At 71.4% G+C, this 24,406-nt stretch carries 23 protein-coding genes; 12 read left to right on the top strand and 11 right to left on the bottom strand.

Annotation, left to right across the window (positions count from 1 at the left end; genetic code table 11):
• Positions 1-26 precede the first annotated feature (26 nt).
• The 8 genes from CFN78_RS14720 (at position 27) to CFN78_RS14685 (ending at position 8,514) form a co-directional block, all read left to right on the top strand.
• The gene (locus CFN78_RS14720; RefSeq protein WP_094863367.1) at positions 27-2,495 is read left to right on the top strand and encodes a GcvT family protein; all 2,469 of its coding nucleotides are present in this window, start codon (positions 27-29) and stop codon (positions 2,493-2,495) included.
• Positions 2,496-2,744: 249 nt separating this feature from the next.
• A complete protein-coding gene (locus CFN78_RS14715; protein ID WP_094863366.1) occupies positions 2,745-3,920 on the top strand; it encodes an ATP-binding protein in 1,176 nt (391 codons plus the stop codon).
• The gene (locus CFN78_RS14710; protein ID WP_094863365.1) at positions 3,913-4,311 is read left to right on the top strand and encodes a roadblock/LC7 domain-containing protein; all 399 of its coding nucleotides are present in this window, start codon (positions 3,913-3,915) and stop codon (positions 4,309-4,311) included. Before CFN78_RS14715 ends, CFN78_RS14710 begins: the two co-directional genes overlap by 8 nt.
• A gap of 32 nt (positions 4,312-4,343) precedes the next feature.
• Positions 4,344-4,673, top strand: coding sequence for a DUF742 domain-containing protein (locus CFN78_RS14705; protein WP_205660525.1), 330 nt, complete (start codon positions 4,344-4,346; stop codon positions 4,671-4,673).
• Positions 4,648-5,253, top strand: a complete 606-nt coding sequence (locus tag CFN78_RS14700) for a GTP-binding protein (RefSeq protein ID WP_094863363.1) — start codon at positions 4,648-4,650, stop codon at positions 5,251-5,253. Before CFN78_RS14705 ends, CFN78_RS14700 begins: the two co-directional genes overlap by 26 nt.
• The gene (locus CFN78_RS14695; protein WP_094863362.1) at positions 5,250-6,545 is read left to right on the top strand and encodes a cytochrome P450 family protein; all 1,296 of its coding nucleotides are present in this window, start codon (positions 5,250-5,252) and stop codon (positions 6,543-6,545) included. Before CFN78_RS14700 ends, CFN78_RS14695 begins: the two co-directional genes overlap by 4 nt.
• Positions 6,518-7,756 (top strand): cytochrome P450 family protein, encoded by a 1,239-nt coding sequence (locus CFN78_RS14690; protein ID WP_094863361.1) that lies wholly within the window; start codon positions 6,518-6,520, stop codon positions 7,754-7,756. Before CFN78_RS14695 ends, CFN78_RS14690 begins: the two co-directional genes overlap by 28 nt.
• Positions 7,757-7,872: 116 nt before the next feature.
• Entirely contained in the window at positions 7,873-8,514 is a 642-nt protein-coding gene (locus tag CFN78_RS14685) for a hypothetical protein (RefSeq protein ID WP_094863360.1), read from the top strand.
• 21 nt (positions 8,515-8,535) lie between these two features.
• Here CFN78_RS14685 and CFN78_RS14680 read toward each other — a convergent pair whose 3' ends face one another.
• Positions 8,536-9,384, bottom strand: coding sequence for a TauD/TfdA dioxygenase family protein (locus CFN78_RS14680; RefSeq protein ID WP_094863359.1), 849 nt, complete (start codon positions 9,382-9,384; stop codon positions 8,536-8,538).
• A 194-nt stretch (positions 9,385-9,578) separates the two neighbouring features.
• Here CFN78_RS14680 and CFN78_RS14675 point away from each other — a divergent pair, with 194 nt between their 5' ends.
• A complete protein-coding gene (locus tag CFN78_RS14675) occupies positions 9,579-10,616 on the top strand; it encodes a methyltransferase (RefSeq protein ID WP_094863358.1) in 1,038 nt (345 codons plus the stop codon).
• 5 nt (positions 10,617-10,621) lie between these two features.
• Here the strand turns inward: CFN78_RS14675 and CFN78_RS14670 are convergent, their stop codons facing one another.
• From CFN78_RS14670 to CFN78_RS14640, 7 genes are all read right to left on the bottom strand, one after another.
• The gene (locus tag CFN78_RS14670; RefSeq protein WP_094863357.1) at positions 10,622-11,887 is read right to left on the bottom strand and encodes an FAD-dependent oxidoreductase; all 1,266 of its coding nucleotides are present in this window, start codon (positions 11,885-11,887) and stop codon (positions 10,622-10,624) included.
• Positions 11,884-13,566: a prenyltransferase/squalene oxidase repeat-containing protein gene (locus CFN78_RS14665; protein WP_240519456.1), complete on the bottom strand. Its 1,683-nt coding sequence runs from the start codon at positions 13,564-13,566 to the stop codon at positions 11,884-11,886. The genes CFN78_RS14670 and CFN78_RS14665 overlap by 4 nt, the downstream gene beginning before the upstream one ends.
• Positions 13,563-14,543 carry a UbiA family prenyltransferase gene (locus tag CFN78_RS14660; protein ID WP_240519455.1) on the bottom strand — a complete coding sequence of 327 codons (981 nt, stop codon included), beginning with the start codon at positions 14,541-14,543 and terminating at the stop codon, positions 13,563-13,565. The genes CFN78_RS14665 and CFN78_RS14660 overlap by 4 nt, the downstream gene beginning before the upstream one ends.
• Before the next feature lie 3 nt (positions 14,544-14,546).
• Positions 14,547-15,554 (bottom strand): polyprenyl synthetase family protein, encoded by a 1,008-nt coding sequence (locus CFN78_RS14655; protein WP_094863356.1) that lies wholly within the window; start codon positions 15,552-15,554, stop codon positions 14,547-14,549.
• A complete protein-coding gene (locus CFN78_RS14650; RefSeq protein ID WP_240519454.1) occupies positions 15,551-16,540 on the bottom strand; it encodes an aminotransferase class I/II-fold pyridoxal phosphate-dependent enzyme in 990 nt (329 codons plus the stop codon). Before CFN78_RS14650 ends, CFN78_RS14655 begins: the two co-directional genes overlap by 4 nt.
• Positions 16,541-16,963: 423 nt before the next feature.
• Positions 16,964-17,545, bottom strand: coding sequence for an isopentenyl-diphosphate Delta-isomerase (gene idi / locus CFN78_RS14645; RefSeq protein ID WP_094863355.1), 582 nt, complete (start codon positions 17,543-17,545; stop codon positions 16,964-16,966).
• A gap of 249 nt (positions 17,546-17,794) precedes the next feature.
• Positions 17,795-18,298: a GNAT family N-acetyltransferase gene (locus CFN78_RS14640; RefSeq protein ID WP_094863354.1), complete on the bottom strand. Its 504-nt coding sequence runs from the start codon at positions 18,296-18,298 to the stop codon at positions 17,795-17,797.
• A gap of 140 nt (positions 18,299-18,438) precedes the next feature.
• On the opposite strand from CFN78_RS14640, the gene CFN78_RS14635 reads away from it, so the two are divergent.
• On the top strand, positions 18,439-19,338 hold the full coding sequence (locus CFN78_RS14635; protein WP_205660524.1) for a phosphatidylinositol-specific phospholipase C: 900 nt from the start codon (positions 18,439-18,441) through the stop codon (positions 19,336-19,338).
• Between the two features lie 41 nt (positions 19,339-19,379).
• Here the strand turns inward: CFN78_RS14635 and CFN78_RS14630 are convergent, their stop codons facing one another.
• Together CFN78_RS14630 and CFN78_RS14625 are read right to left on the bottom strand one after the other, a co-directional pair.
• Positions 19,380-19,652: a hypothetical protein gene (locus tag CFN78_RS14630; protein ID WP_094863352.1), complete on the bottom strand. Its 273-nt coding sequence runs from the start codon at positions 19,650-19,652 to the stop codon at positions 19,380-19,382.
• Positions 19,653-19,737: 85 nt separating this feature from the next.
• Positions 19,738-20,607 carry a LysR family transcriptional regulator gene (locus CFN78_RS14625; RefSeq protein ID WP_094863351.1) on the bottom strand — a complete coding sequence of 290 codons (870 nt, stop codon included), beginning with the start codon at positions 20,605-20,607 and terminating at the stop codon, positions 19,738-19,740.
• 69 nt (positions 20,608-20,676) lie between these two features.
• Between CFN78_RS14625 and CFN78_RS14620 the strand changes: the two genes are divergently transcribed.
• Entirely contained in the window at positions 20,677-21,600 is a 924-nt protein-coding gene (locus CFN78_RS14620) for an EamA family transporter (protein ID WP_094863350.1), read from the top strand.
• Between the two features lie 23 nt (positions 21,601-21,623).
• Here the strand turns inward: CFN78_RS14620 and CFN78_RS14615 are convergent, their stop codons facing one another.
• On the bottom strand, positions 21,624-22,283 hold the full coding sequence (locus CFN78_RS14615; RefSeq protein WP_205660523.1) for a TetR/AcrR family transcriptional regulator: 660 nt from the start codon (positions 22,281-22,283) through the stop codon (positions 21,624-21,626).
• 980 nt (positions 22,284-23,263) lie between these two features.
• Here CFN78_RS14615 and CFN78_RS14610 point away from each other — a divergent pair.
• The gene (locus CFN78_RS14610) at positions 23,264-23,956 is read left to right on the top strand and encodes a response regulator transcription factor (protein WP_094863349.1); all 693 of its coding nucleotides are present in this window, start codon (positions 23,264-23,266) and stop codon (positions 23,954-23,956) included.
• Positions 23,957-24,406 lie beyond the last annotated feature (450 nt).

The raw sequence follows: 24,406 nt of genomic DNA, 5'->3' as shown, positions 1-24,406 counted from the left end.
GCCACCTATTCGCAGGGAGAACTCCCATGGCCACCTCGCCCCGTGTAGTGATCATCGGCGCCGGCATCGTGGGCGCCAACCTCGCGGACGAGCTGACCGTCCGCGGCTGGTCCGACGTCACCGTCCTCGACCAGGGCCCGCTGCCGCTGACCGGCGGTTCCACCTCGCACGCGCCGGGACTGGTCTTCCAGACCAACGCCTCCAAGACGATGACCGAGTTCGCGCGGTACACCGTCGAGAAGTTCTCCTCGCTCGACGTGGATGGTGCCTGGTGCTTCAACCCGGTGGGCGGCATGGAAGTCGCGACCACCCCGGAGCGCTGGGAGGACCTCAAGCGCAAGCACGGCTGGGCGACCTCGTGGGGTGTGGACGGCACCCTCATCGACGCCGGGGAGTGCGCCAGGAGGTACCCGCTGCTCGACGCGGACCGGGTGCTGGGCGCGCTGTACGTACCGAGCGACGGGCTGGCGAAGGCGTCCAGGGCGGTGATCGCGCTCGCCCGCCGGGCCGAGGCTCGTGGCGCCCGCTTCGTCGGCTCCACCAGGGTCACCGGCATCGACCAGTCCGGCGGGCGGGTCACCGGGGTACGGGCGGGCGAGGACGTCTTCCCGGCCGACATCGTGGTGTCCTGTGCGGGATTCTGGGGGCCGAAGGTCGGCGAGATGGTCGGCATGGCGGTGCCGCTGCTGCCGCTGGCGCACCAGTACGCGAAGACCGGCCAGCTCGCCGAGCTCGTCGGTCGCAACACCGAGGAATCCGAGGCGGGTCTGCCGATCCTGCGGCACCAGGACCAGGACCTGTACTACCGCGAGCACAACGACCGGATGGGCATCGGCTCCTACGCCCACCGGCCGATGCCGGTCGACCTCGACGCGCTCGACGACGGTGACGGCGGCATCAGCGACTCCTCGATGCCCTCCATGCTCCCGTTCACCGAGGAGGACTTCGCGCCGCAGTGGGAGGAGAGCAGGCTGCTGCTGCCCGCGCTGCGGCAGGCCAAGGTGGAGGAGGGCTTCAACGGCGTCTTCTCGTTCACCCCCGACGGGCACTCGCTGGTCGGCGAATCCCCGCAGGTGCGCGGTTTCTGGGTAGCCGAGGCGGTCTGGGTCACGCACTCGGCGGGGATCGCGAAGGCGGTCGCCCAGCAACTCGTCGACGGCCGCTCCGAGACCGACCTGCACGAGGTGGACGTGAACCGCTTCGAGGAGGTGCAGCGGTCCAGCACATACGTCGCGGAGACCTCGCAGCAGAACTTCGTGGAGATCTACGACGTGCTGCACCCGCTTCAGCCCCGCGAGTCGCCGCGCGATCTGCGGGTGACCCCTTTCCATGTGCGGCAACGGGAACTGGGCGCGTTCTTCCTGGAGGCAGGCGGCTGGGAGCGGCCGCACTGGTTCGAGGCGAACGCCCCGCTGGTCGACCAGCTCCCGCCGGAGTGGCGCCCGCCCGCCCGGGATCCGTGGTCGGCACGGTTCCACTCGTCGATCGCCGCCGCCGAGGCGTGGCGGACCCGCACCGCCGTGGCGCTCTACGACATGACCCCGCTCAAGCGGCTCGAGGTCAGTGGTCCCGGCGCGCTGTCCCTGCTGCAGCGGCTGACCAGCAACCAGCTCGACAAGTCCGTCGGCGCGGTCACCTACTCCCTGGCGCTGGACGAGGCGGGCGGGGTGCGCAGCGACCTCACTGTGGCCCGGCTCGGCCCGGAGACCTTCCAGGTGGGGGCGAACGGCAACCTCGACCTGGAGCACCTGCGCGCCCACCTGCCGGAGGACGGGAGCGTGTACCTGCGCGACATCACCGGGGGCACCTGCTGCGTCGGCGTCTGGGGCCCGGCGGCCCGCGATCTGGTGCAGCCGCTGAGCGAGGACGACTTCTCGCACGCGGGACTGAAGTACTTCCGGTCCCGGCGCGCGCACATCGCGGGCGTTCCGGTGACCGCGATGCGGCTGTCGTACGTCGGCGAACTCGGCTGGGAGATCTACACCTCGGCCGACAACGGGCTGCGCCTGTGGGACGCGCTGTGGGAGGCCGGGCAGGAGCACGGCGTCATCGCGGCGGGCAGGGCCGCCTTCAACAGCCTGCGGCTGGAGAAGGGTTACCGCCAGTGGGGCACGGACATGACCACCGAGCACGATCCTTACGAGGCGGGGGTGGGCTTCGCGGTCCGGCCCGCCAAGGGTGAGTTCGCCGGCCGCGCGGCGCTGGAGGGCAGGTCCGAGGAGACGGCCACCCGCCGCCTGCGCTGCCTCACTGTCGACGACGGCGAGTCGGTGGTACTGGGCAAGGAACCGGTGCTGCTCGGCGGGGTGACCGCCGGGTACGTCACCAGTGCCGCCTTCGGGCACACCATCGGCAGGCCCATCGCCTACGCCTGGCTGCCCGCCTCGGCGGATGTGGGCACGGCGGTGGAGATCGAGTACTTCGGCCGGCGGATCGCGGCGACGGTCGCCGCGGAGCCGTTGTTCGACCCGGCGATGGAGCGCATCCGACGGTGACCGGCCGCTGGAGCCCCGACACGGAAGTGGTCCGGACGAGTGATGCCCGGCGGTCGGACGCCCGCCGGGCGACACGCAGACACGCAGTTCTCGGTGCAGGCTCGATCGTGGGACGTCCATTCGATACGGTGGGCGTCGATTGCGGAGGGCGTTCGGTCCTGCTCGGCCGGTGACCAGCACCTTTCCGTGACTCGGAAGTCGTTGGTGCCCGCTTGGTCGGGCAACGGGTCGAGCGGGTCGTGAGGACGCATGGAACTGGCGATATGGGTGACGGTCTGCGTCGTACTGGTGGCCGTGGCCGCCGGGCTCGGCGTGCTGCTGCGCCGCGAGCAAGGGGCGACCGCGCACCTGCGTGAACGCCTCGCCGCGGTGGAACGGCGGGCCGAGCATCAGCAGAACGAACTGCAGCGGGTCCCGCCCCCGCCGCCCCCGGTCACCGACGACGGTGCCGAGGCCGAGCGCAGGCGCCAGGTCCGTTCCGCGCAGGAGGCCGTGAACGGCACCGTCCGCCGGATGCAGGCGCTGGGCAACGAGGCCGGTGACCGAATCCAGGGTGTCCTGCACGCGCACGGACCCGACGTGTTCCAGGCGCTGCTCCCGGTCGACCACGTCGTCGCCCAGATGCAGCGCAGGCTCCAGGTGCTGGCCGTCATGTGCGGCTCCTGGCCGGGCCAGCAGCGCGGTTCGGCCGAACTGGCCGACGTCGTTCGCGGGGCACAGTCCCGCATCCACGACTACGGCCGCGTCCGCGCCGCCGCCCCGGACGAGAAGACGGCCCTGACCGGTCGCGTCGTGGAGCCGGTCGGAATGGCGCTCGCGGAGCTGCTGGACAACGCGACCAGGTCCTCGCCGCCGAGTTCGGCCGTCGACGTCGTGTTCGACACCGACTACCACGGTGTCTCCGTCTCCGTGGTGGACGGCGGTGTCGGCATGACCCGCGAGGAACTGGCCCACGCGACGACGCTGCTCTACCGGGGGCAGCGCGAGGCCGACCTGACCGAGCTGGGCAATCCCCCGAAGACCGGGTTCGCCGTCTGCGGCGTGCTCGCCGCCCGGTACGGGTTCCGGGTCAGCCTGGACTCCGGGTCCTCGCGCGGTGGGTTGCGCGCCACCCTGTTCCTGCCCACCGCGCTGCTGACCACGGTCGACACCGACGAGGCCGAACTCGAGCCCGTCCCCGTGCCCGCCGCGACGTCCTGGCCGCAGGAGGAGGAAGCCGTGCCCGTCAACGACACCACCGCAGGCGGCCTGCCGAAACGCCGTCGCAGCGCGCTGCCGGCGCAGCAGCCCGCGTACAGCGCGCCCACTCCGACTCCCGCGCCCTCACCGTCCCCGCGCAGTACCGACACGACCGCCGACAACCTCCGTGCGTTCCAGCAGGGCACCCGGATGGCCGCGGAAGGCAGGCAGGGCAACGATGGCTGAGGACAAGGGCTGGATCCTGGACGAGCTGGTGCGGATGCCCGCCATCCGCACCGCCGTCGTCGCTTCCGGGGACGGCATGCTGATCGCCCACGAGAAGGGCCTCCCGCGCGACGACGCGGAACGCTGGGCGGCCGCGTCCGCGGTGCTGCAGTCCTGCGCCCGCAACGGCATGGAACCCGTCGGCTATCCGGCGGCCGGATTCCGCCGCACGGTGGTCGAGCACGAGCAGGGTTACCAGCTCGTGCAGGAGGCCGCGAACGGCGCGTACCTCGTGGTGGCCACCGGACCGGACGCGGACCTCGGTGTCGTCGCGGTCCGGATGCAGGAGGTGACCCAGCGCCTCGGCAAGGAGCTGGTGAGCCCGGCACGCAGGGCCACGGGACCGCAGTGACGACGGGGCGGCCGCGTCGGGAGTCCGCCCTGGTGCGGTCGTACGTCGTCACGGGTGGCCGCACCCGCCCGGAGGGTGCCGCCCTCGACCCGGCCACGCTCGTCGAGGCCGCGGTGATCGGATCGGCTCCCGGTCTCGACCCGGATCAGCGCAGGGTGCTCGACATGTGCCGGGGCGGCGGCCTGTCCGTCGCGGAGATCGCCGGGCACGCCCGGCTGCCGATGACCGCGGCGCTCATCGTGGTCGGGGACCTGATCGCCGGCGGTCAGCTCGCCGCGCGGGCGACCTCCCGGCCGACCGAGTTGCCGAGCGTCGAACTGATGCAGGAGGTGCTGGATGGTCTCCGCAACCTTGCCGTCTGAGGCGTATCTGCCGGGGAGCGTGACGCGCTCGGTGAAGATCCTCGTCGTGGGGCCGTTCGCGGTCGGCAAGACCACGTTCGTCTCCACCATGTCCGAGATCCGGCCGCTCTACACCGAGGAGAGCATGACCGCGGCCAGCGAACCGGTGGACGATCTCGACGCCACCCCGGGCAAGACGACCACCACGGTGGCGCTGGACTTCGGCAGGCGCACCCTCAACGACCAGCTCGTCATGTACCTGTTCGGCACGCCCGGCCAGGGACGCTTCGAGTACCTCTGGCGGGACCTCGCCCGCGGTGCGCTCGGCGCGCTCGTCCTCGCCGACACCCGCCGCCTGGACGCCTCTTTCGCCGCGGTGGACGTCGTCGAGGGTCTCGGACTGCGCTACGCGGTGGGTATCAACCAGTTCGACGGGGCCGCGCGCCATCCCGAGTCCGAGCTCCGTGAAGCGCTGGACCTCACCCCGGAGACGCCACTGGTCACCTGCGACGCCAGGGACCACTCGTCCTGCACGCACGCCCTGATCACCCTCATGCAGTACCTGCTCACCACGTCCGGACCCCGCGGAGCCCTCCTGTGACGACCACCGAGTCCAGCGCCGAATCCACCCGGCCCCTGCCTGCCATCACCCCGGCGCGGCTGGGGCAGACCACCGGGACCCCGCTCTACGGCGAGGACTTCGCCGCGGACCCGGAGCGGACGTACCGGGCCCTGCGCGCCCAGGGCCCCATCGCGCCGGTCCAGCTCGCCGAGGGGGTGCAGGCGATGCTCGTCACCGACTACGCCACCGCCCTGCAGGTTCTCCGCTCGCCACACGTGTTCCGCAAGGACTCCCGGCGCTGGCAGGTGCACGCACCGGCGGACTCGCCGATCATGCCGATGATGTCCTGGCGGCCGAACACCCTGTTCGCCGACGGGGAGGCGCACGCGCGACTGCGCCCACCGGTCACCGAGAGCCTGCGCGCGGTCGACCCCGCGGAACTGCGTGACTTCGTGCACCGCAGCGCGCTGACCCTCATCCAGGGGTTCACCGGGCGTACCTCCGCCGACGTGCTCACCGAGTACGCGGCGCCGCTGCCGTTGCTGGTGCTGCACCAGGTCTTCGGCTGCCCGCCGGACATCAGCGCCCGGATGGTCGACTCGCTGAAGGCGCTGTGGGACGGCACCGACGTGCAGGAGGCGAACGCGGCCTTCGAACGCTGTGTCCGTGAACTCGTGGAGTACAAGCGCCGGGAGCCCGGCGACGACGTGACGACCCGGCTGCTGGAGCACCGGCACGGCCTCGACGACGACGAACTCCTGCACCAGCTCGTCGTGATGATGGGCGCGGGCGTGGAGCCGGTGAGCAACTGGATCGCGAACGCGTTGCTGCTGTTGCTGACGGAGGACCGGTTCGCCGACTCGCTGGTGAACGGCAGCGTCAGCATCGACGAGGCGCTGGACGAGGTGCTGTGGCGCTATCCGCCGCTGGCCAACTACGCGGTCACCTATCCGACGCGGGCCGTGCGCCTCGGCGGCGTCCGCCTCCCGGCGGACATGCCGGTGGTGATCAGCATCGCCGCCGCCAACACCGACGTCGCGTCCCGCATGGGCGAGGTGCCCACCGGAAACCGGGCGCACCTCGCGTTCAGCGCTGGCCCGCACACCTGTCCCGCCCGCGATCCCGCGCGGCTGATCGCCACCATCGCGCTGGAGACGGTGCTCGACCACCTTCCCGGCATGTCGCTCGCCGACGGCACGGCCCTCCAGTGGCGCCCCGGCCCGTTCCACCGTGCGCTCACCGCGCTCCCCGTGCAGTTCCCACCGCCGTCGCAGACCCCCGATCCGAGCGCAGGAGACACCGAATGTCCGCACCGCAGCACTGCCCGCTGACCCTCGACCCGGCCGGGCGCGACCTGCACGGCGAGGCGACCGCGCTGCGTGCCCGCGGAGCCGCCGCCGAGGTGGAACTGCCCGGTGGGATCCGTGCCTGGGCGGTCACCGACCACCGGGAACTCAGGTCCCTGCTGCGCGACCCGCGGGTGTCGAAGGACCCGCGTCAGCACTGGCCGCAGTGGCGCGACGGCGAGGTCCCCGGCGACTGGCCACTGCTGAGCTGGGTCGCGGTCAACAACATGTTCACCGCCTACGGCGAGGAGCACCGGCGGCTGCGCGGGCCGCTCGCGAGCGCGTTCACCGCACGGCGGGTGGACGGGTTGCGGCCGCGCATCGCCGAGATCACCGCGGGCCTGCTCGACTCACTGGCGGCCTGCGCGCCCGGTGAGGTGGTGGACCTGCGTGCCCGGTTCGCCCATCCGCTGCCGATCGAGGTGATCAGCGACCTCTTCGGCGTACCCGACGAGGCGCGGGCCGACCTGCGGTCCATCGTGGACGGTGTCTTCCGCACTTCGTCGACGCCGGAGGAGGCGATGGCCAACCACCAGAAGATGGCCCGCTTCCTCGCGGATCTGGTGGCACGCAAGCGTTCCGAGCCCGCCGACGACCTCACCAGCGTGCTGCTCTCCGCGTCGGCCGAGCAGGACCGCCCACTGGGCGAGGACGAACTCGCCGACACGCTGATCCTGATGCTCGGTGCGGGCCACGAGACCACGGTGAACCTGCTGACGCAGGCGATCGCGGCCCTGCTGAGCCACCCGGACCAGCTCGCACTGGTGCGTGCCGGGCGCGCCGGGTGGTCCGACGTCATCGAGGAGACCCTGCGCTGGCAGCCGTCCATCGCGAATCTTCCGTTGCGCTACGCCGTGGAGGACCTGACGCTCGCCGACGGCACCCGGATTCCGCGCGGCGCGCCGATCCTGGCCGCCTACGCGGCGGCCAACCGCGATCCCGGGCACTTCGGCGGCGACGCGCACGAGTTCCGCGTGGACCGCGAGGTCCGGGACCACCTGGCGTTCGGTCACGGCGTGCACTACTGCCTCGGCGCGCCGCTCGCCCGGCTGGAGGCCTCGGTGGCGCTGCCCGCGCTGTTCGAGCGTCTTCCGCACGCCGCGCTGGCGGTGCCCGCGGGGGAGCTGTCGCCGATGGAGTCCTTCATCGCCAACGGCCACCGGGAACTCCCCGTCGTGCCGGTACCCGGAATCTGAGGCCGGCGATCCTGGTTCACGAAGCCGTCCCTGTCGCAAACTGAGACCCCGCGGCCCGTGCGGTCGTGGTGCGATCGTGCTCCAGTGGTCCGGCGGCGGGGACGGGAGCGTCCGGGATGTCCGAGCAGCAGGGGGCGGCACCGCCCACCACCGCACGACGACTGCGCAGCCCCGCGGCGATGGCACTGGCGGACCTCGCCGCCATCTTCGACGAACTGCAGTTCGTGCTCCGCTGCTGCGAACGGCTGGTCGCCGAGCTGGCGCGCGAACCGGAACCCGGCCGTGAGAGCGTCGACGAGGTGGTCGTCGACGCGCTCTGGACAGCGGCACTGACCTCCTACGTCCGTTGTTTCGGGCCCGGCGAACGCGGCATGGGCCTGACCGCCGACGACCTCGCCGCGACGACGCTGGAAGGCGAGGTCACGCAGTGGCACGAACTGCTCGGCAGGCTGCGGGAACTGGCCGTCGAGGGCGCGGCCAATCCGCGGGAGACCTTCTCCGTGGGCGCCGCCCAGGCCCCCGGCGGTGAGGTCACCGGCCTCGTGATCACCTCGGCGATGCGCCCGCTGGTGGACGACACCACGGTCCGGCAGACCGGCCGGGTCGCGTACGCCCTCAGCGTGCTGGTGGACGAGCGGATCACCGCGCAGCAGGAGACCGTGCTCGCGGCCGCGCGGGAACTGTCCGATCGGGATCTCGGTGAACTCGTTCCGATCGAGGTGGGGGTCCCGGCGGTCCGGGCGCCCGGGGGCGGTTGAGGCCCGCCGGGCGACCCGGCGTCAGCGGCTGCTCGCCGCGCTCAGTGCCGATGCGCTGTGGTGCTCCCAGCGGGGCGCTCCGCCCTCCGGGTGGTCGCCGAGCACGGTCACCCGCTGCCCCACCCTTCGCCCGGTGTAGTCGTTGACCGCGTAGTGCTGTGTGGCGCGGTTGTCCCAGAGCGCGATGGCGCCGGGAACCCAGCGGAACCGGCAGGTGCGCTGCGGGCTCTCGCCCACCTCGAACAGGTGCCGCAGCAGCACCTCGCTCTCGGCCGGGGCGAGCTGCGGGATCCGCGTGGTGAACATCCGGTTCACGTACAGCGATCGGCGCCCCGTCTCCGGATGGATCCGGACGACGGGATGCTCCGCCTCACTGCGGAACGTCCCGGCGGGATGGGCGAAAACGTGCACAGCGGTGAGCCCGTCGAGCAATTCCCGCAACGGCTCGGAGAGGGATTCGTAGGCGAGGTACTGATTGCTCCACATCGTGTCGCCGCCGGCCGGCGGGCATTCGATGATCTGCAGGATCGAGGCCAGCGGGGGAGAGGCGGAGAACGTGACATCGGTGTGCCAGACGTCGGCCTTCGCGCCCTGTTCGGAGTCGAGCACCACGATCTCGTCGTGGCCGTCGAGTTTCGGCAGGAAGGGGTGGACCTCCAGTTCGCCGAACCGCCGGCCGAACTCCTTGTGTGCCAACGGATCCAGTCCTGCCGCGTCCGGGAAGAACAGGACCAGGTGACGCAGCAGCAGGGCGCGGATCTCGGCGAATGCCGCGTCGTCCAGCTCGCCGATCCGCACGCCGTGCACCTCGGCGCCCAGCGCGCCCGACACGGGGCGCACGTCGAAACGTGTGCCGTTGTCCTCGTTCATCGTGTGACACGTCCTTTCGGTGAATCCTCCGTCGTCCGGGCAGGAGGAATCACAATTTCTCGAGACACCGGATCTCGTCGGAGGAATCGTGTTTTCGCTTGACTTGCCCCGTGCTTCCGGGACAGGGTGGGAAATACCGAACCGCATCGATCCGGCGGCGGTATTCCCTTTCTCTCGATTGGATGTGTGTATCGATGGCGAGTTCCGGTGACGGTGCGCAGACGCCCGGTCAGGACGCGGGCGCGGAACTCGCCCGGCTGATCGATCTGGCCACGCCCTACGCCGTCCGGGCCGCGGTCACCCTGCGGCTGCCGGAACTGGTGCGGGACGGCACGAGCGCGCTCGGGGCGCTGGCCGCGGCGGCGGATGCCGACGAGGCCGCCCTTGCCCGCCTGCTGCGTCATCTCGTCGCGATAGGACTGTTCGCCGAGCCCGCACCGGGGGTGTACGCGCTCACCCCGCTGTCCACTGAGCTGCTCAGCGAAGACGTTGCGTGGCAACGGAAATGGCTCGACCTCGACGGCCCCGGTGCCAAGATGGACCTGGCCTACAGCGGCATGCTGCACTCGGTGCGCACCGGCCGATCGGCCTACGACGCCGTGCACGGCACCCCGTTCTGGACCGACTACCAGCGTGACGAACCGCTGCGACTGTTCTTCGGCGGCATCATGGCCGCGCACGCCTGGCAGACCGGGCCCGCCGTCGCCACCGGCTACGACTGGGCCGACGCGCGGCGGGTGATCGACGTCGGCGGCGGTATCGGTGCCCTGCTGTCCCACGTGCTGCGGGAGAACCCGGCGCTGAGCGGTGCCGTGCTGGACCTGCCGCCCGTCGAACCGGAGGCCACCGAGACGCTGCGCGAGGCGGGACTGGCCGAGCGCGCCGAATTCCTGCCGGGAAGCTTCTTCGACGCCCTGCCCACCGGGTTCGACGTCTACCTGGTCTCGCGGGTGCTCACCGACTGGAACGACGAGGACGCCACCAAGATCCTGCTCCGCTGCGCCGACGCCGCGCGCCCTGGTGCGCGGGTGGTCATCGTCGAGGTGCTCGCCGGGGCCGAGCACGCGCGCAACAACTCGTCCTTCGACCTGCAGTCGCTGACGCTGCTCGGCGGTCAGGAACGCAGCGTCGAGGACTTCCACACCCTGGCCGGGCACGCGGGACTGGAGGTGCTCTCCACCAGGACCGGACCTGGCGGCCTGGTGTTCGTCGACTGCGCGCCGTCCGGCTGACCGGGTCACGCCCATGCGGGCAGCCGTCCCGCACGCGGATCGGGCAGCAGCCCGATCTGGTGCACGCGGTCGAGCAGGCTCAGCGGGTGCGCGCCGAGCCCGGACATGTTGTGCATGACCATGTAGCGCAGCCTGCGGTTCGCCCCGGTGTAGCGCAGCGCGCGCCTGCCGACCAGCAGGCCGGGCCGGGACAGGTCGGTGATCATCCGGGCCGCGTTGTGGCTGACCTGGCCGATGTGCGCGAGATCGGGAAGGCGCCGTTGCTGGTAGGCGGTCAGCGCCCGGTCCACTGCGGCCGGGTCCGCCACCCCGCCGTGCTCGGCGAGCACGGCGGCAAGGCAGTCCGCGTCAGCGATCGCGCTGTTCATGCCCTGTGCGGCCATCGGGTGCACGGCATGCCCGGTCTCCCCGGTCAGTGCCAACCCGGGCACGGTCAGCGCGGGTGCCAGGAAACGGCCCACCGGCAGCACCTGGCGCGTCGGCAGGCTCGTCCTGATCGCGGGCTCCAGCGCGGCCAGCGCCGGCGTCTCGGCCACCAGCCGGGCGACCCAGGCCTCGAGTCCGTCGGCGGAGAGTCCGCGCAGTTCGTCCGGGCGCACCTGCACGTATAGCCGGACGCGGCCGCCGGGCAGGGGGTACCGCAGGCGCAGGCCCCTCGGGGTCACGTAGGCGGAGAAGTCCGGCTCGACCCCCGGTGTCCCGGCCAGTTCCAGCGCCACCAGCCGATGCGGGTACTCCGCCCGTTCGATCTCGATCCCGGCCTCGCGGCGCAGCCGGGACGACATGCCGTCCGCGGCAACCACCAGTGGCGCGCGGACATTCACCTCGCCCCCGGAGCCGTCCAGCCGGACGCCGGTGACCCTGCCGTCGGAGTCGCGCAGCAGGCCCCGCACCAGCACCCCCCTTCGAATGTCCACATCGGACCCGAGTCCGGCGGTGAGCGCGTCGAGGATCGACGGGTAGTCGTGCGCCAGCAGCCACCGGTGCGGCTCCGGCAGCGTCCCGTAGTCCAGTGACATCAGTGCCTCGCCCGCCGGGTCGCGGGCGACCAGCCTGCCCAGCCGCAGCGCACCGTCCTCGGCGAGCCGCTGCGCCACACCCCACGACTGCAGTACCCGCAGTGCGCCGGGCTGGAACACCTCGCCCTTCGCCACCGGCATCGGCCGCTGCTGCTTGTCCACGAGCAGTACCCGCATGCCCAGGGTGTCCAGGGCGCGTGCCGCGGCGAGACCGCCCACCCCCGCGCCGCACACGACGGCGTCGACGCTCATCGTCCGGCCCGTTCGCGGTAACCGGCGAGCGCGCGAAGCGCGAGGCCGTGCGCGAGCGCCGGGTTGGTGTAACGGGAGACGAAGCGGACGTACTCGTTGACCGGGGCCGCGGGCCATCCGCCGGTGGGGCCGGTGCGGGCGGCGAGCAGGCTGCGTACGCCCTCGGCCACCGCGGGGGAATCGTGCGCGGCGCCCGCGGTCAGCAGTGCGTCCACCGCCCACGCCGTCTCCTCGACCGTGCCGGGGCCACCGGGAGTACCGTCGCCCCACGAGCCGTCGGCGAGCCGGGCGGACTCCAGCCAGGCCCGTGCCCGCCGGGCGGGGGTGCCCTCCGCCCGGCCCGCCCTGGCGAGCGTGCGCAGGACGGCGGCGGTGCCGGAGGTGTGCATCCGGTACCACACCGACCCGAAACTGCCGTCCGTGTTCTGCACACCCTCCAGCCACCGCAGCGCCTTGCCGATCCGCGGATCCTCCGGCGGGACACCGGCGTCGAGCAGCGCGTCCAGCGCCTGCACGGTCATGTGCGGGCACGGGCCGCTGTTCGCGACCTTGGTGTTGCGCACGCAGAGCCCCCAGGAACCACGGCTGTCCTGCTGCAACGTCAGCCAGCTCACGCCGCGGCGCACCGCGTCGTCCTGGTCGTTTCCGGGCAGATGGCGCAGCACGGAGACGATCTCCCCGGTCTCCAGCGACGCGGGCCAGCCGCGGGTTCCCGACCAGCCCCAGAAACCCGGCGGGCAGCCGAACGACAGGAACGGCACATTCTGTTGCAGGCGAAGGAAGAGCTCCTTGGTGGAGCCGAGACGCGGGTCGTCGGCGTACCCCGCCGCGACCAACCCGCCCGCCGCGTACATCGACCAGGTCAGGTCGAGCGGGCCGCTGCTCCAGGCACCGTCCTCGGTGACCGTCCCGCGGAACCAGCGCACCGCGCCGTCGACCATGTCCCGTCCCTGGTCGCCGCGGGCAAGGCCGGCGCAGATCAGCCCGGTCACCCAGGCGTCCTCGCACCAGCCACCGGTGCTGCCCTCGTGCTCGTACACCTGGCGGATCGCGGTGAGCGCCTTCGGCGCGGCCGCTTTCGCCAGCGCCCGGTGGAAACGGCTGATCGGCTTGTGCCGGAGCTGGGCGAGCGCCAGCGCCGACACCATCGGCACCCGGATGTCGAACAGCCTCCGGTACAGGCCGGGGACGAGCGCGAGCTCCAGCGGAAAACGCCGCATGTCCCGAACGTCCAGCCAGCCCGCGTAGGCGTAGAACTGGCGGCACCAGGCGACCACCTCCGCGTGCGGGATCGCTTCCAGGCCACCGAAATCCGCCATCCACCGGCGTCCGGCGGCCACCTCGTTCCCGGCCTCGGCCGGGGCGACCACGGACAGCGTCGCCGCTGCCACCGCGGTGGTTCCGGCCTCGGACGGCCCGCCCGGCACCATGCTCCAGCCACCGTCGGCACCCTGCGTCCGGCGCAGCCAGTCGACGCCGCGGGCGATGAGGTCGGCAGAGCCGTCCGGGTCGGCGAAGTGCAGGGCGCTGACCGCCCCGACCGTGCCGAGCGTGGAGACCAGCGAGTGCCCGCCGTAGTCGAAGACACCGTCCTCGCGCTGGGCGGAGAACAGCGATTCCGCACCGAGTCCGATCGCCTCGGACACCTCGGCGGCTGCCAGGGATTTCACGTGTGTCACGCCCTCTTCTCCAGGGTCATCGGTGTCGCGAACTCGTGCCGGGACCGCATCGCGGCCTGCGCGGCGAGACTGACCGCCAGTGCGGGAACCAGCAACCCGAGCGCCAGCCAACGGCCCGCGGCACCGGCGATGACCGAACAGGTGAGCACCAGCCGTTCCGCGACCAGGATCTCGTGTGCCCGCAGCGCCCGTGGCCGGGTCAGCTCCGTGACGTGCCGGGCGAGCACGCGGAACGCGGCGGCACCGGCGAGGGCGGCCGCGGCGGTCAAGCCGAGCTGCGCCCCGGGATCCGGCGCGCCCGCGGCGGCGGTACCCAGCACCGCGACGGCGAGGAGATACAGGCCCAGCGCCGTCCGTACGGCGTGCGGTACCCCGCGCAGCACCGGCACGGAGGCATACCCGCCCTGCCGGTCGCCGTCGACGTCGCGGATCGCACCGACCAGGTTGGAGGCGGCGTCGTGCAACAGGAACGCGAGCGCGACCGGGAGCAGCACCCACGGAGGCGTGCCGCCGGTGAGCATCGCGCCGATCACCAGGGCCAGTGCGGTCAGGGCGCCGCGCACGAGATTGCCCGCCAGCCCGCGGGCCTTGAACACCGCGCTGTAGCCGATCACGCCCGCGATCGTCACCACGAACACCGGCAGGATGCGCCAGTTCGCCGCCGTCGCGAGAATCGCCGAGGTCAGGGCGCAGAGGATGCCGCAGGCCAGCGCGGCGTCCTGGGACAGTCTGCCGGAGGGTATCGGCCGCTGCGGCTTCTCGATGGCGTCCAGCCCGCGATCGAACCAGTCGCCGAGATAGTGGCCGGAGAGCCAGCCCAGTGCGGGCACCACCGCGGCCAGGACGAGCAACCCCGGCCGGTTCGCGGCACCGGCCAGCGCGGCGCCCGCCACCCCGATCAATGCCGGGTAGGCCAGGGTGTACGGCCGCCAGGTCTGCACGTGCGCCCGGACGGTCCGCCACCGGTAGCCGTGCACGACTCAGCGGTCCCGGCTGGTCGACAGTCGCGCCAGCGCGCTCAGCAGGTCCCGGCCCTCCGAAGGAGACAGCGATTCGAGTTCGGCCTCGGCCAGCGCGGCCTCGGCCTCGGCGCGCTGCTGGGTTTTCTCGAGCGCCCCGGTGCGGTCCAGAACCTCGGTCAGGACTGCGAATCGTTCCCGCGCCGTCAGGTCCGCGGTGAGCGCCCGGTCGAGGGCGGCGCGATCCTGGGGCCCCGCCACCTCCCGCGCCAGCAGTACGGGCATCGTCAGCCGGAGATTGGCGGCGTCGCTGGTGTCCGGCTTGCCGACCACGGCGGCGTCACCCACGTAGGGGAGGACGTCGTCACGGAGCTGGAAGGCCAGCCCGGCGTGCTCGGCGTAGCGGGTGATCCCGTCGGCCGTCGCGGGCTCCGCCCCGGCGAGCAACGCCCCCGCGCGGCACGCACCGCGGAAAAGTGCACCCGTCTTCAGTTCCGCCACCCGGAGGTACTCGGCGACGGTCCCGTCCGCGGCGGCGGCGAGGCGGGCCTCCTGGGCCTGCCCCTCGCAGAGATCGACCCCAGCCTTGGCGAGTACACCGATGGCGGCGAGCACGGCACGATCGGAGGCACCGCGGTCCGCGCACTCGGCGAGCGAGGCGAAGACCTGGAACAGCAGGGCGTCGCCGGTGACGATCGCGTCGGACATGCCGAAGCGCGCGTGCACCGAGGCCCGCCCGCGCCGAAGGTCGTCGCCGTCGATGATGTCGTCGTGCACGAGCGAGGCGACGTGCAGGTACTCCACGGCCAGCGCGGCGGGAAGCACCTGCTCGCGGGGAGCGCCGCAGGTCTCCGCGGTCGCGGCGAGCAGCAACGGCCGCAGCAGCTTGCCCGGAGCCAGCAGGGCGTACCGGGAGATCTCGTGGATCCGCCCGTCTCCCGGCTGCCACCGCCGGGCGAGCGCGTCACGGACCTCGTCGGCGAGCGAGGACGTGGTGATCTCGCGGATGAGCTGCTCGGCGCCGGTCACCCGCCGAACTCCTTCGCCAGCATGATCACGGCGTCGTTCGCCTCGGGCGGTCCGATGGTCACCCGCACCCCGGCACCGGCGATCGCCCGCACCGCGACACCACGCTCGGCGAGGAAGTCCACGAAGGAGTCGTTGCGTTCGCCGAGCGGCAGCCAGAGGAAATTGCCCGCACTGGGCGGAACCTCCCAACCGAGCCCGAGCAGTGCCTCGCGGGTCCGCTCGCGTTCGCGGGCGACATCGGCGCACTGCCTGCGCATCACCTCGTCCGCCTCGATCGCGGCCAGGGCGGCGGCCTGCGCGGCGGTGCCGACGCGGAAGAACGGCACGGTCGTCCGCAGCGGCGCGGTCACCGAGGGTGCGGCGACCAGATAGCCCACCCGCAGGCCGAGCAGGCCGTGGGACTTGGAGAACGTCCGGACCACCGCGACCCGCTCATCTGTGCGGCTCAGATCGAGTGCCTCCGCCAGTGTCCCGGGGTCGGCGAACTCGCGATACGCCTCGTCCACCAGAACAAGCACATGGTCGGGGATATTGTCCAGAAATGATTCCAGCTCTGCCTGTTCTACTAAACTTCCTGTCGGATTGTTCGGGTTGCAGAGAAGTACGATCCGTGTTCGATCGGTGATCGCCGCGGCAATCGCTTCGAGGTCCTGGTCGTACCCGCGAAGTGGCACGGCCACGGCTTCCGCGCCGCAGTTGCGGGCGAGCAGTGGGTACATCTCGAAGGACGGCCACGGGTGGACGACCTCGTCGCCCGGCCCCGCGTGCGCGGACACGAACTGCTGGAGCAGCGCCGCGGATCCGGCGCCGGCGACCACGTTCTCCGGCGCCACGTCGAGGCTTTCGGCGATCCTGCCGGAGAGTCCGCTGGCCAGGGCGTCAAGTGTGAGGTTGGAGTCGTCGATCGACCACTCCAGTGCCTCGCGGACGCCCGGCAACAGGGGTGCGAAGTTCTCGTTGAGCGAGAGTTGGTGGCGGAGGTTCACCGGTGGGCCTTCCGGGCGGCAGCGTTCGAGTCGGCGGGCATCGTCGCGGGACGGGGAATAGGCAATTCGTCGCGTACCTCGTCATGGAAATGGTCTGCCGAGTCGGCGCATACCAGCGGATCGGCGTTTCGTATTCGACCGTAACACGCTCTAACCAGACAGTGGAACGCTCGAAATCGTCACCGGTGCCATGTGCACGAGCGGTGACGATCGACAATTAATTCACAAGTTCGGCGATTCGCCGGATGCGAAGGCCGTTGTCCTCGGCCGGACCGAGCGCACTGCGACCGCGGGCGTGACGCAGCGGCCCGTACGGCGGTGTCACGAGCCCGGATGGCCCAGTGGAAAATAACTGACCGTGCTGGTGGCACTGCTCAGATGAGCGGCCGTGCGCGTGATCCGGAACTGAGCGTGGTCGACCGGTCAGCGGGCGGGCGCGATAGCCGGTGGCAGAAGGGCCGCGTCGGCCTCCGGCCAGCGTGCGACGTCCGGTCCCAGCCGGTCGAGTTCGGCGACCTGCATGGCGCACCACGGCGAGACGTCCCGCTCGCCGGCCAGCACCTGATCGCGGAAATCCGCCCAGTCGACCCAGCTCGTCTCGGCCACCTCCGCCGGGTCCGGAGCGGGGGAGCCGGTGGTGTAGGCCCGGAACACCGGGCACATCTCGTTCTCCAGTGTTCCGTCAGCCATCCTCGCCTGGTAGCGGAACGCGGGCAGGACGACGGTGAACGCGGTGGCGTCGAGGCCGAGCTCCTGGCCCAGCCTGCGGCGAACCGCGGGCGCGAGCTCCTCGCCGGGCGCGGGATGCCCACAGCACGAGTTGGTCCAGACACCTGGCCAGGTCCGCTTCGACTCGGCGCGGCGAGTGAGCAGGAAGCGGCCGTCCTCGTCGAACAGGTAGCAGGAGAACGCCAGGTGCAGGGGGGTGTCGGCGTGGTGCACGCTTGCCTTCGCCTGGGTGCCGGTGCTGCGGCCGGATTCGTCGAGGAGTACGACCTGCTCCATGAGCGCGTTCCTTCGCTGTCGCGGATGAGTCTGACGCCGACCGTGCCGTCGCGGAGCCTGTCGGTGCGCGACCGCGAACGCGCCACGGGCGTCGCGGCACCCAGACCGTTGCGGTGACGGCGCCGTTTCGGTGCCGCCGCCCCGGCGCGGTCGCCACCCCGAGAATCCCGGCCGATCCGGTGCGTGTCAACGAAACAGGCCCCTTGGTCGGCGAGGACTGTCCGGAAACGCTCAGGTGAGCGGTCGGGCTCAAAGATCCCGGCGCATGCAGGCACGCGGCCACCTGTCGAGCCCGTGTGCGGCCTCCTGCGCGCGGATCCGGCGCAGGCCAGGGGTTTCTTCGGAGCGGTCCAGGTACCGGAACCCGCGGCGCCGGTAGTAGGGCCCGTTCCAGGGGACCGCGGTGAAGGTCGTCAGCGTCACTGCCGGGTAGCGGTGCCGCCGGGCCCAGCCCATCGCGCGCTCGAGCAGTCCGCGTCCGATGCGTCTGCCCGCGTGGTCCGGGTGCACCGAGACCTGCTCGACGTGGGCGCAGCCGTCGACGATCGCGAGGAGCAGGTAGGCGACCGGTGCGTTCCGCTCAGCGGTGTGCACCCAGGCGTGTCCCCGCCGTACGTGGCCGGCCAGGGTGGCCGGGGCCGGGGGTTCGTCCGCGGCCACCGCGTCCATGCCGATCTCGGCGAAGCAGCGGCCCGCCGCCCGTTCGATGTCCGGCAACGCCGCGAGGTCGTCCTCGGTCGCCAGGCGGATCATCGAACCTCCGGGTGCCTCCCGTTGTGCGGCCCGGGCGAGTGTATCGCCGCGCGGAGCCCACTTCCGTCGGTTTACGTCGTACCTCCCGCTCGGCCACGATGTGGAGGACTTTCATTCCGTGCCGGGAAGGTGGCAGATCGATGCGTTCGCTCAGCAGGAGGTCGTTCCTGCGCGCCACGGCCGGTGCCGGCGTGCTCGGCGCCGGGCTCGCCGTGGGCGCGGGCGTGTCCGCGGCCCGTCCCGCCGCCCCCGGCCCGGCCGACTGGATGGGCGAACTCGACTCCGCCACGTTCCTGTCCCGGCTCGCCATCCCCGGGACCCACGACTCCGGTGCGCTGCACGGCGGGGGACTGGTGCAGTGCCAGGACGTCGGGATCGCGCCGCAGCTCGACGCCGGGATCCGCTTTCTCGACGTGCGCTGCCGCGCGATCGACGGTTCCTTCGCCATTCACCACGGGGCGTTCTTCCAGGAGATCATGTTCGGCGACGTGCTCAACGACTGCCAGGCGTTCCTCGCCGCGCATCCCTCGGAAACCGTGCTGATGCGCGTCAAACAGGAGTACTCGACAGTGCCCGACGACGAGTTCGGCACGATCTTCGCCGACTACGCCCGGCGGTGGCCGGACCTGCTGCACACCGAATCCCGCATCCCGCGTCTTGGCGAGGCCGCCGGCCGGGTCGTGGTGCTGGCCGACAACGGCGGGGTACCGGGCATCGGCTGGGGCAGCGACCTGCTCGACATCTCCGACGACTACGACATCGGCACCATCGAGGACCTGGAGAAGCGAAAGTGGCCCGGTGTGGCCGAGCACCTCGACGCCGCGCGGGCGTATCCCGTCGGCGACCCGGAGAAGCTGTACCTCACGTTCACCTCCTCCTCGGGGTGGGCGCTGTGGCCGCGGTCCGCGCACGAGGCGATCTGGCCCAAGGTCACCGGGTATCTCGACGCCGTGGACCCGGTCGCTTCGCTCGGCCTCGTGGTGCTCGACTTCACCGACGACACGAAGGCGGAACAGGTCTACCGGTTCAACTTCGCCTGATCGGATGGCCCGGGTACGAACGGGCCCGGGTCGCGGATGGCTCAGTGCCCGGTGACCGACAGGGCGAACAGCACCGCGGCGAATCCGAGTTGTCCGAGTCCGACGACCGCGCCGACCGCCGCGGTCCAGTCGACTTGGTACTCCCTCGCCGTGAACATCGACCATCCCGCACAGGCGATCGCGACACCGGCCACCACGGGACCCGCCACCGGCGTGATCCAGCTGATCACCGCCAGCGCCAGCGCCACCGGCCCGAGCCAGGCCTGCTTTCCAGGACGGTCCTTCGCGGGCAGCCACCGCAACGGCGTCACCATGCGCCGGCCCGAGGTCGGCGCGTTCGGTGGACGAGGGGGCTCCGCACCTCGTGACCCTACAAGAATCGTCCGCGACGGCGGCGGATCAGCGCGGGTGTCCCGAGTGGACGGTTCGGTGGGCGAGCGCGCGCAGTTCCGCGACGGCGGGGTGCCCGGGAGGGTCGGTCCAGGCCAGTAGTACGGGCAGCGGGGGCGCGTCGACGATCGGCCGGTAGACGACGCCGGGATGTGGATGGATGTCCGCGGTGGCACTGCTGGTCACCCCGACGGCGTGGCCGGCGGCGATCGCGGCCAGCCAGTCGTCGGTGTTGGTTACCGGCACCGTACGGACGGGACGCGATTCGGCGGGCCAGAGACCGAGTTCGGTGCTGCCCGCCACGGTGTTCATGGCGATCGCCTGGGTGCGCAGGTCCGCCAGCTCCAGTTCGTCCCGCTCGGCCAGCGCGTGATCGGCGGCGAGCACGGCCATGCGCGGCTCGCTGGTCAGCGTTTCCCTGCGCACCCCGGGATGTTCCGGGTGCGCACCACGCAGCAGGGCTACGTCTACCTCGCCGGTGGTCAGTCCGGCGGCGCGCTCGTCGATCCGCAGCAGCCGCAGCGGTATGTCCGGATGCTCTCGCTCCCAGCTCCGCTGAAGCGCGACGGTGTCCCTGCCGAGAGCCGCCCAGGCGTGTCCCAGCCGCAGGGGCAGTCGTCCCAGTAGGACAGGATCGAGCGCCCGGTCCACGGAGGTGACGGCCGCTGCCGCCCGCTCCCGGAAAGCCAGGCCCGCGGGCGTCAGTTCGAGATGCCGGGTGGAACGGTCGACGAGGCGGACGCCGAGGTGCCGTTCGAGTTGGGCGAGCGTCCGCGACAGCGCGGGCTGTCCGACGTGCAACCGGGCCGCGGCCCTGGTGACGTTCCGTTCCTCGGCGATCGCGAGGAAGCTCCGCAGGTGACGCAGCTCTACCGTCATGCCCGCCAAGCATAGACCGGGGTGAAACGGCATTTCTCCGCAGTCGCGTGCGCGCATAGCGTCACCGCCATGGCCGCCCCCGCTCGCTCCGTGCCCACTCGCCCCGCTCCCGTGGTCCGGCAACCCCTGCCCACGGACGATCTGGTCGGCGCCGGCCTGGTGCTGGGTGGCCAGTTCTCCATGCAGTGCGGCGCCGCGATCGCCGTGCTGCTGTTCGTGCCCGCGGGCTCACTGGGGGTGGTCGCGTTACGACTGGGGCTCGCCGCGGTGGTTCTGCTCCTGCTGTGCAGGCCCCGGCTGCGCGGCTACGGCCGTGCGGAATGGGGACTGGTGCTCGCCTTCGGGACGGCGCTGGCCTCGATGAACACGATGCTCTACCAAGCGATCGACCGAATCCCGCTGGGTGCGGCGGTGACGCTGGAGGTGCTCGGCCCGCTCACCCTGTCGGTGGTGTCCGCGCGCCGGGCGAGTGCGTGGCTGTGGGCGGTGCTCGCGCTGGCCGGCGTCGCTCTGCTCGGCCACGGGGGCCTCGGCACGCTGAACCCGGCCGGCGTGCTGTTCGCACTGGGCGCGGGTGCGAGCTGGGCCGCTTACATCGTGCTGAGCGCGCGGACGGCCAGGCGCTTCCCGAGAACCGACGGGCTGGCGTTGTCCCTGACGGTGGCGGCGGTACTCGTGCTGCCCGGCGGCATCGCCGGGGCGGGGCAGGCGCTGCTGGATCCGTCCGTCCTCGGGCTCGGTGCGGCCGTCGCGCTGCTCTCGTCCGCACTGCCCTACAGCCTGGAAATGGCCTCGCTGCGCAGGATCCCGGCCGCGACGTTCGCTGTGCTGATGAGCCTCGCCCCCGCCATGGCGGCCCTCGCGGGACTGGTCGTACTGGGACAGCCGCTGCGCGTGGCCGAGGCCGCCGGTACAGCGCTGGTCGTCGTCGCCGGTATCGGGGCCGTCCGCTCCGCAGGACGTGTTTCGGCACCCGGGCCATCCGTGTCCTGAGTGGACGGACGCGCTCGGTCCACTCAGGACGGATCGAGCCGGGCCTCTCGGTTCAGGTGACCGTGCAGGAAGGTACGGACACCCGCGGCGACGAGGTCGGGCAGCTCGTCCACGGTCGGCGCGTGGCACTGGAAGGCGGGATGCGCCGCCGAGGTCATGGTCATGAAGTGCGGGGCGGACCAGTCGGGGTCCTCGGTGTGCATCAGGCCGCATGCGGACAGCTTCCGGAACCGGGCGGCAAGTTCCCGGCGTACCCGTGCGGGACCGGCCTCCTGCCACGCTTCGATCGCCTCGCGGGGGATGTGACCGGAATCGGCGTTCACCTGGCGGACAAGGGAGAAGTGCTCCGCGTAGCGGGACATCGGTTGCGAGAGTGCCTGGCCGAGATCGATCAGGTCCGCCTCGAAATCGGTGACCTCGTCCAGGCAGCGCGAGATGATGGCGATCTTCGCCTCGGCGACGTGGACGGTGCTCTCCTGGATGACTGTTCGGAACAACTGCGCCTTGTCCAGGAAGTGGTTGTAGATGGTGCGGGTCGACACGCCGGCTTCCCCGGCGATGGCGTCGATACCGGCGCGCGCGTAGCCCTCGCGGCGAACACGGTGAGCGCACCGGTCATGATTGCCCGGCGCTAGCCGCGCGCCCCCGGGCGAATGAGCGGCAACCGCCCCCGTTTCGCTCATTCGAGCCTTCCCGGCGCCGATTGCCATACGGGTTGTACTTATCCACCGAGCCGTGGTCCGTCGACGGTCTGCGCGATTCTTCCGACTTCGGTTGATCGTCACGCTGTGAACTGGGATTACCTGGGACGATCAAGCCGTCTTGTCGCATGTTCCTAAAGGCGAGTGTGCGCTGCCGGGAATGCGCGCGGACCTGCACTCTCCGGCCTGGCAGGCTGTGGCGACAGGCTCGCGATGATTGGCGTGCACAGGTGAGCGCGCCTCGGGCACCAGAGTCCAGGTCTGGTCGACACATGTTGGCGGGTTCACGTCCGGCTGTCCGGCCGGGCGGGCGGGAGCCCGCTCCGGTTGGCTGGAATCGTTCTGTGTGACCAAATCAGCGCATCGTCGACGGTGCTCACGTTCGGTTCGCGGCCGCGTCGCGGAGTTTGCGCTGGTAACGCTGGAGTCGCGGAGGAGGCTCGGGTGGAAGCGTGCGCGGAGTGGGCCGTCCAGCCGAATACACAGAGGCCCGCTCATTCGAGCAGTTTATGGGCAAAATCACCCAAAAAGTTGACGTGCAATGGGACGAAGTTCTTCAATGTGGGTACCTACTTCGTGAGGGATTAATCTCAATTCGCTCGTGTGAGCGTAAAGAGAGGTGGCGAAGATGCCAGCCATTGCTGGTCACCGGCCAGAGCCCGCCCCGGCGTTCCGGGGGACCGCTCCTCGGTCCCGTGCGCCACGAACGTCCATGACGCCCGAGCTCGCGGGCCGCCGCGCGAGACCCGCCGACGCGAGGCGATGTGCCCCACCGCCGCACCCGGGAGCCGCGGGAGTCCGCGATCCGAGGCGCGGCGGGACAGCGCGGGCCCGGTGCCGCCTCGCCACGCCGGCCGCGAATGACGCGACGGTGGATTCTGCCAGGGCAGGTTCCGCCATGGCAGGTTCCGCCAGGGTAGAGGCGACGAGGTACGCGACGACGGCTACGAGGCGGTACTGACATGCTTTCGGTAGGACTCGTCTCCAGGGACGAGAAGGACGACAACCACCTGTTCGGCCTCGCTCTGGAACGTTTCAACATCAGGCTCATCGTCAAGGCGCGTTCCGCGGCGCAGGCGCTGTCCGATCCGGACAGCAAGCGGATCGACGTCTGGCTGATCCGGTTCGGCGGGGCGAGCGCGGTCGACTGGGACCGGCTCGCGGCCGAGGACGGGCGCCCGCCGGTGCCGTTCGTGGTGATGTGCGAGGCCGACACCGATCAGGTGTCCGAAGCGGTCCGAGGCGGGGCCTGCGGGATCACCCTGCCCGAGGACACGGTCTTCGACATCGGTGCCGCCGTGCACGCGGCCGCCCGCCGTGAGCTGTTCGTCTCGCCGACCCTGCTGCGCCGGCTCGACCACGGCGTGCTGGACCTGCTCACCGTTCGCGCGCAGAACGTGGACATACTCACCAAACGCGAACAGATCGTGCTCACCCTGATGGCCGACGGCAAGTCGAACGCGGCCATCGGGAGGTCCCTGCACATCAGCACCGGGACGGTGAACACCCATGTCGCCAACGTGCTGCGAAAGCTGAACGCGGACAACCGCACCGCGGCCGTGTGCAACGCTCTCAACCTGTCCCTGATCAGCCGCCCGGGTATGCACAAATCGGTGCGCATGGCGGCGGTCAACGGGCTGGACGAGAGCGCCTGAGCGACCCCCGCGCCCCTGCGCTGCCGCGTGGGTGCGCCGTACCAGCCGACGGCGTGCCCACGCGGCGTTCACCGCCCGGATCCTGCCCGGCGAAAGTCCACTGTGGACGGTATGAGTGGCGCGGATGCCCGCCGCCTGCGGATGCGCTCATGACCGGGCCCGGCCAGGGTGGCCGGCAAAGTCCGGAGCGCCTCCTGCACGCACGGTGTCATCACCGACGCCCAGCCCGTCGAGGTGGCCACGCCCGGTGTGCCAGGACCGCGCGGGCCACCTGACGGGGGTGGTGGCGTGTGTGCGGATTCGCGGGAATGGTGATTCCCGCTCGCGGAATCCCATCGAACCGCACTTCCTGTCCGAGCCTCCGGCCTGGCCAGGGTGAGGCCGCGAGGAGAATGTCATCAAAAATGATGATCCCCGTTCGGTCCGGGATGGTCAGAATTAGCCGAATTG

Origin of the sequence: Amycolatopsis antarctica (assembly GCF_002262875.1) — a bacterium.
GTDB classification, from domain to species: Bacteria; Actinomycetota; Actinomycetes; order Mycobacteriales; family Pseudonocardiaceae; genus Amycolatopsis; species Amycolatopsis antarctica.
This window is presented reverse-complemented; position numbering and strand designations above follow the sequence as displayed.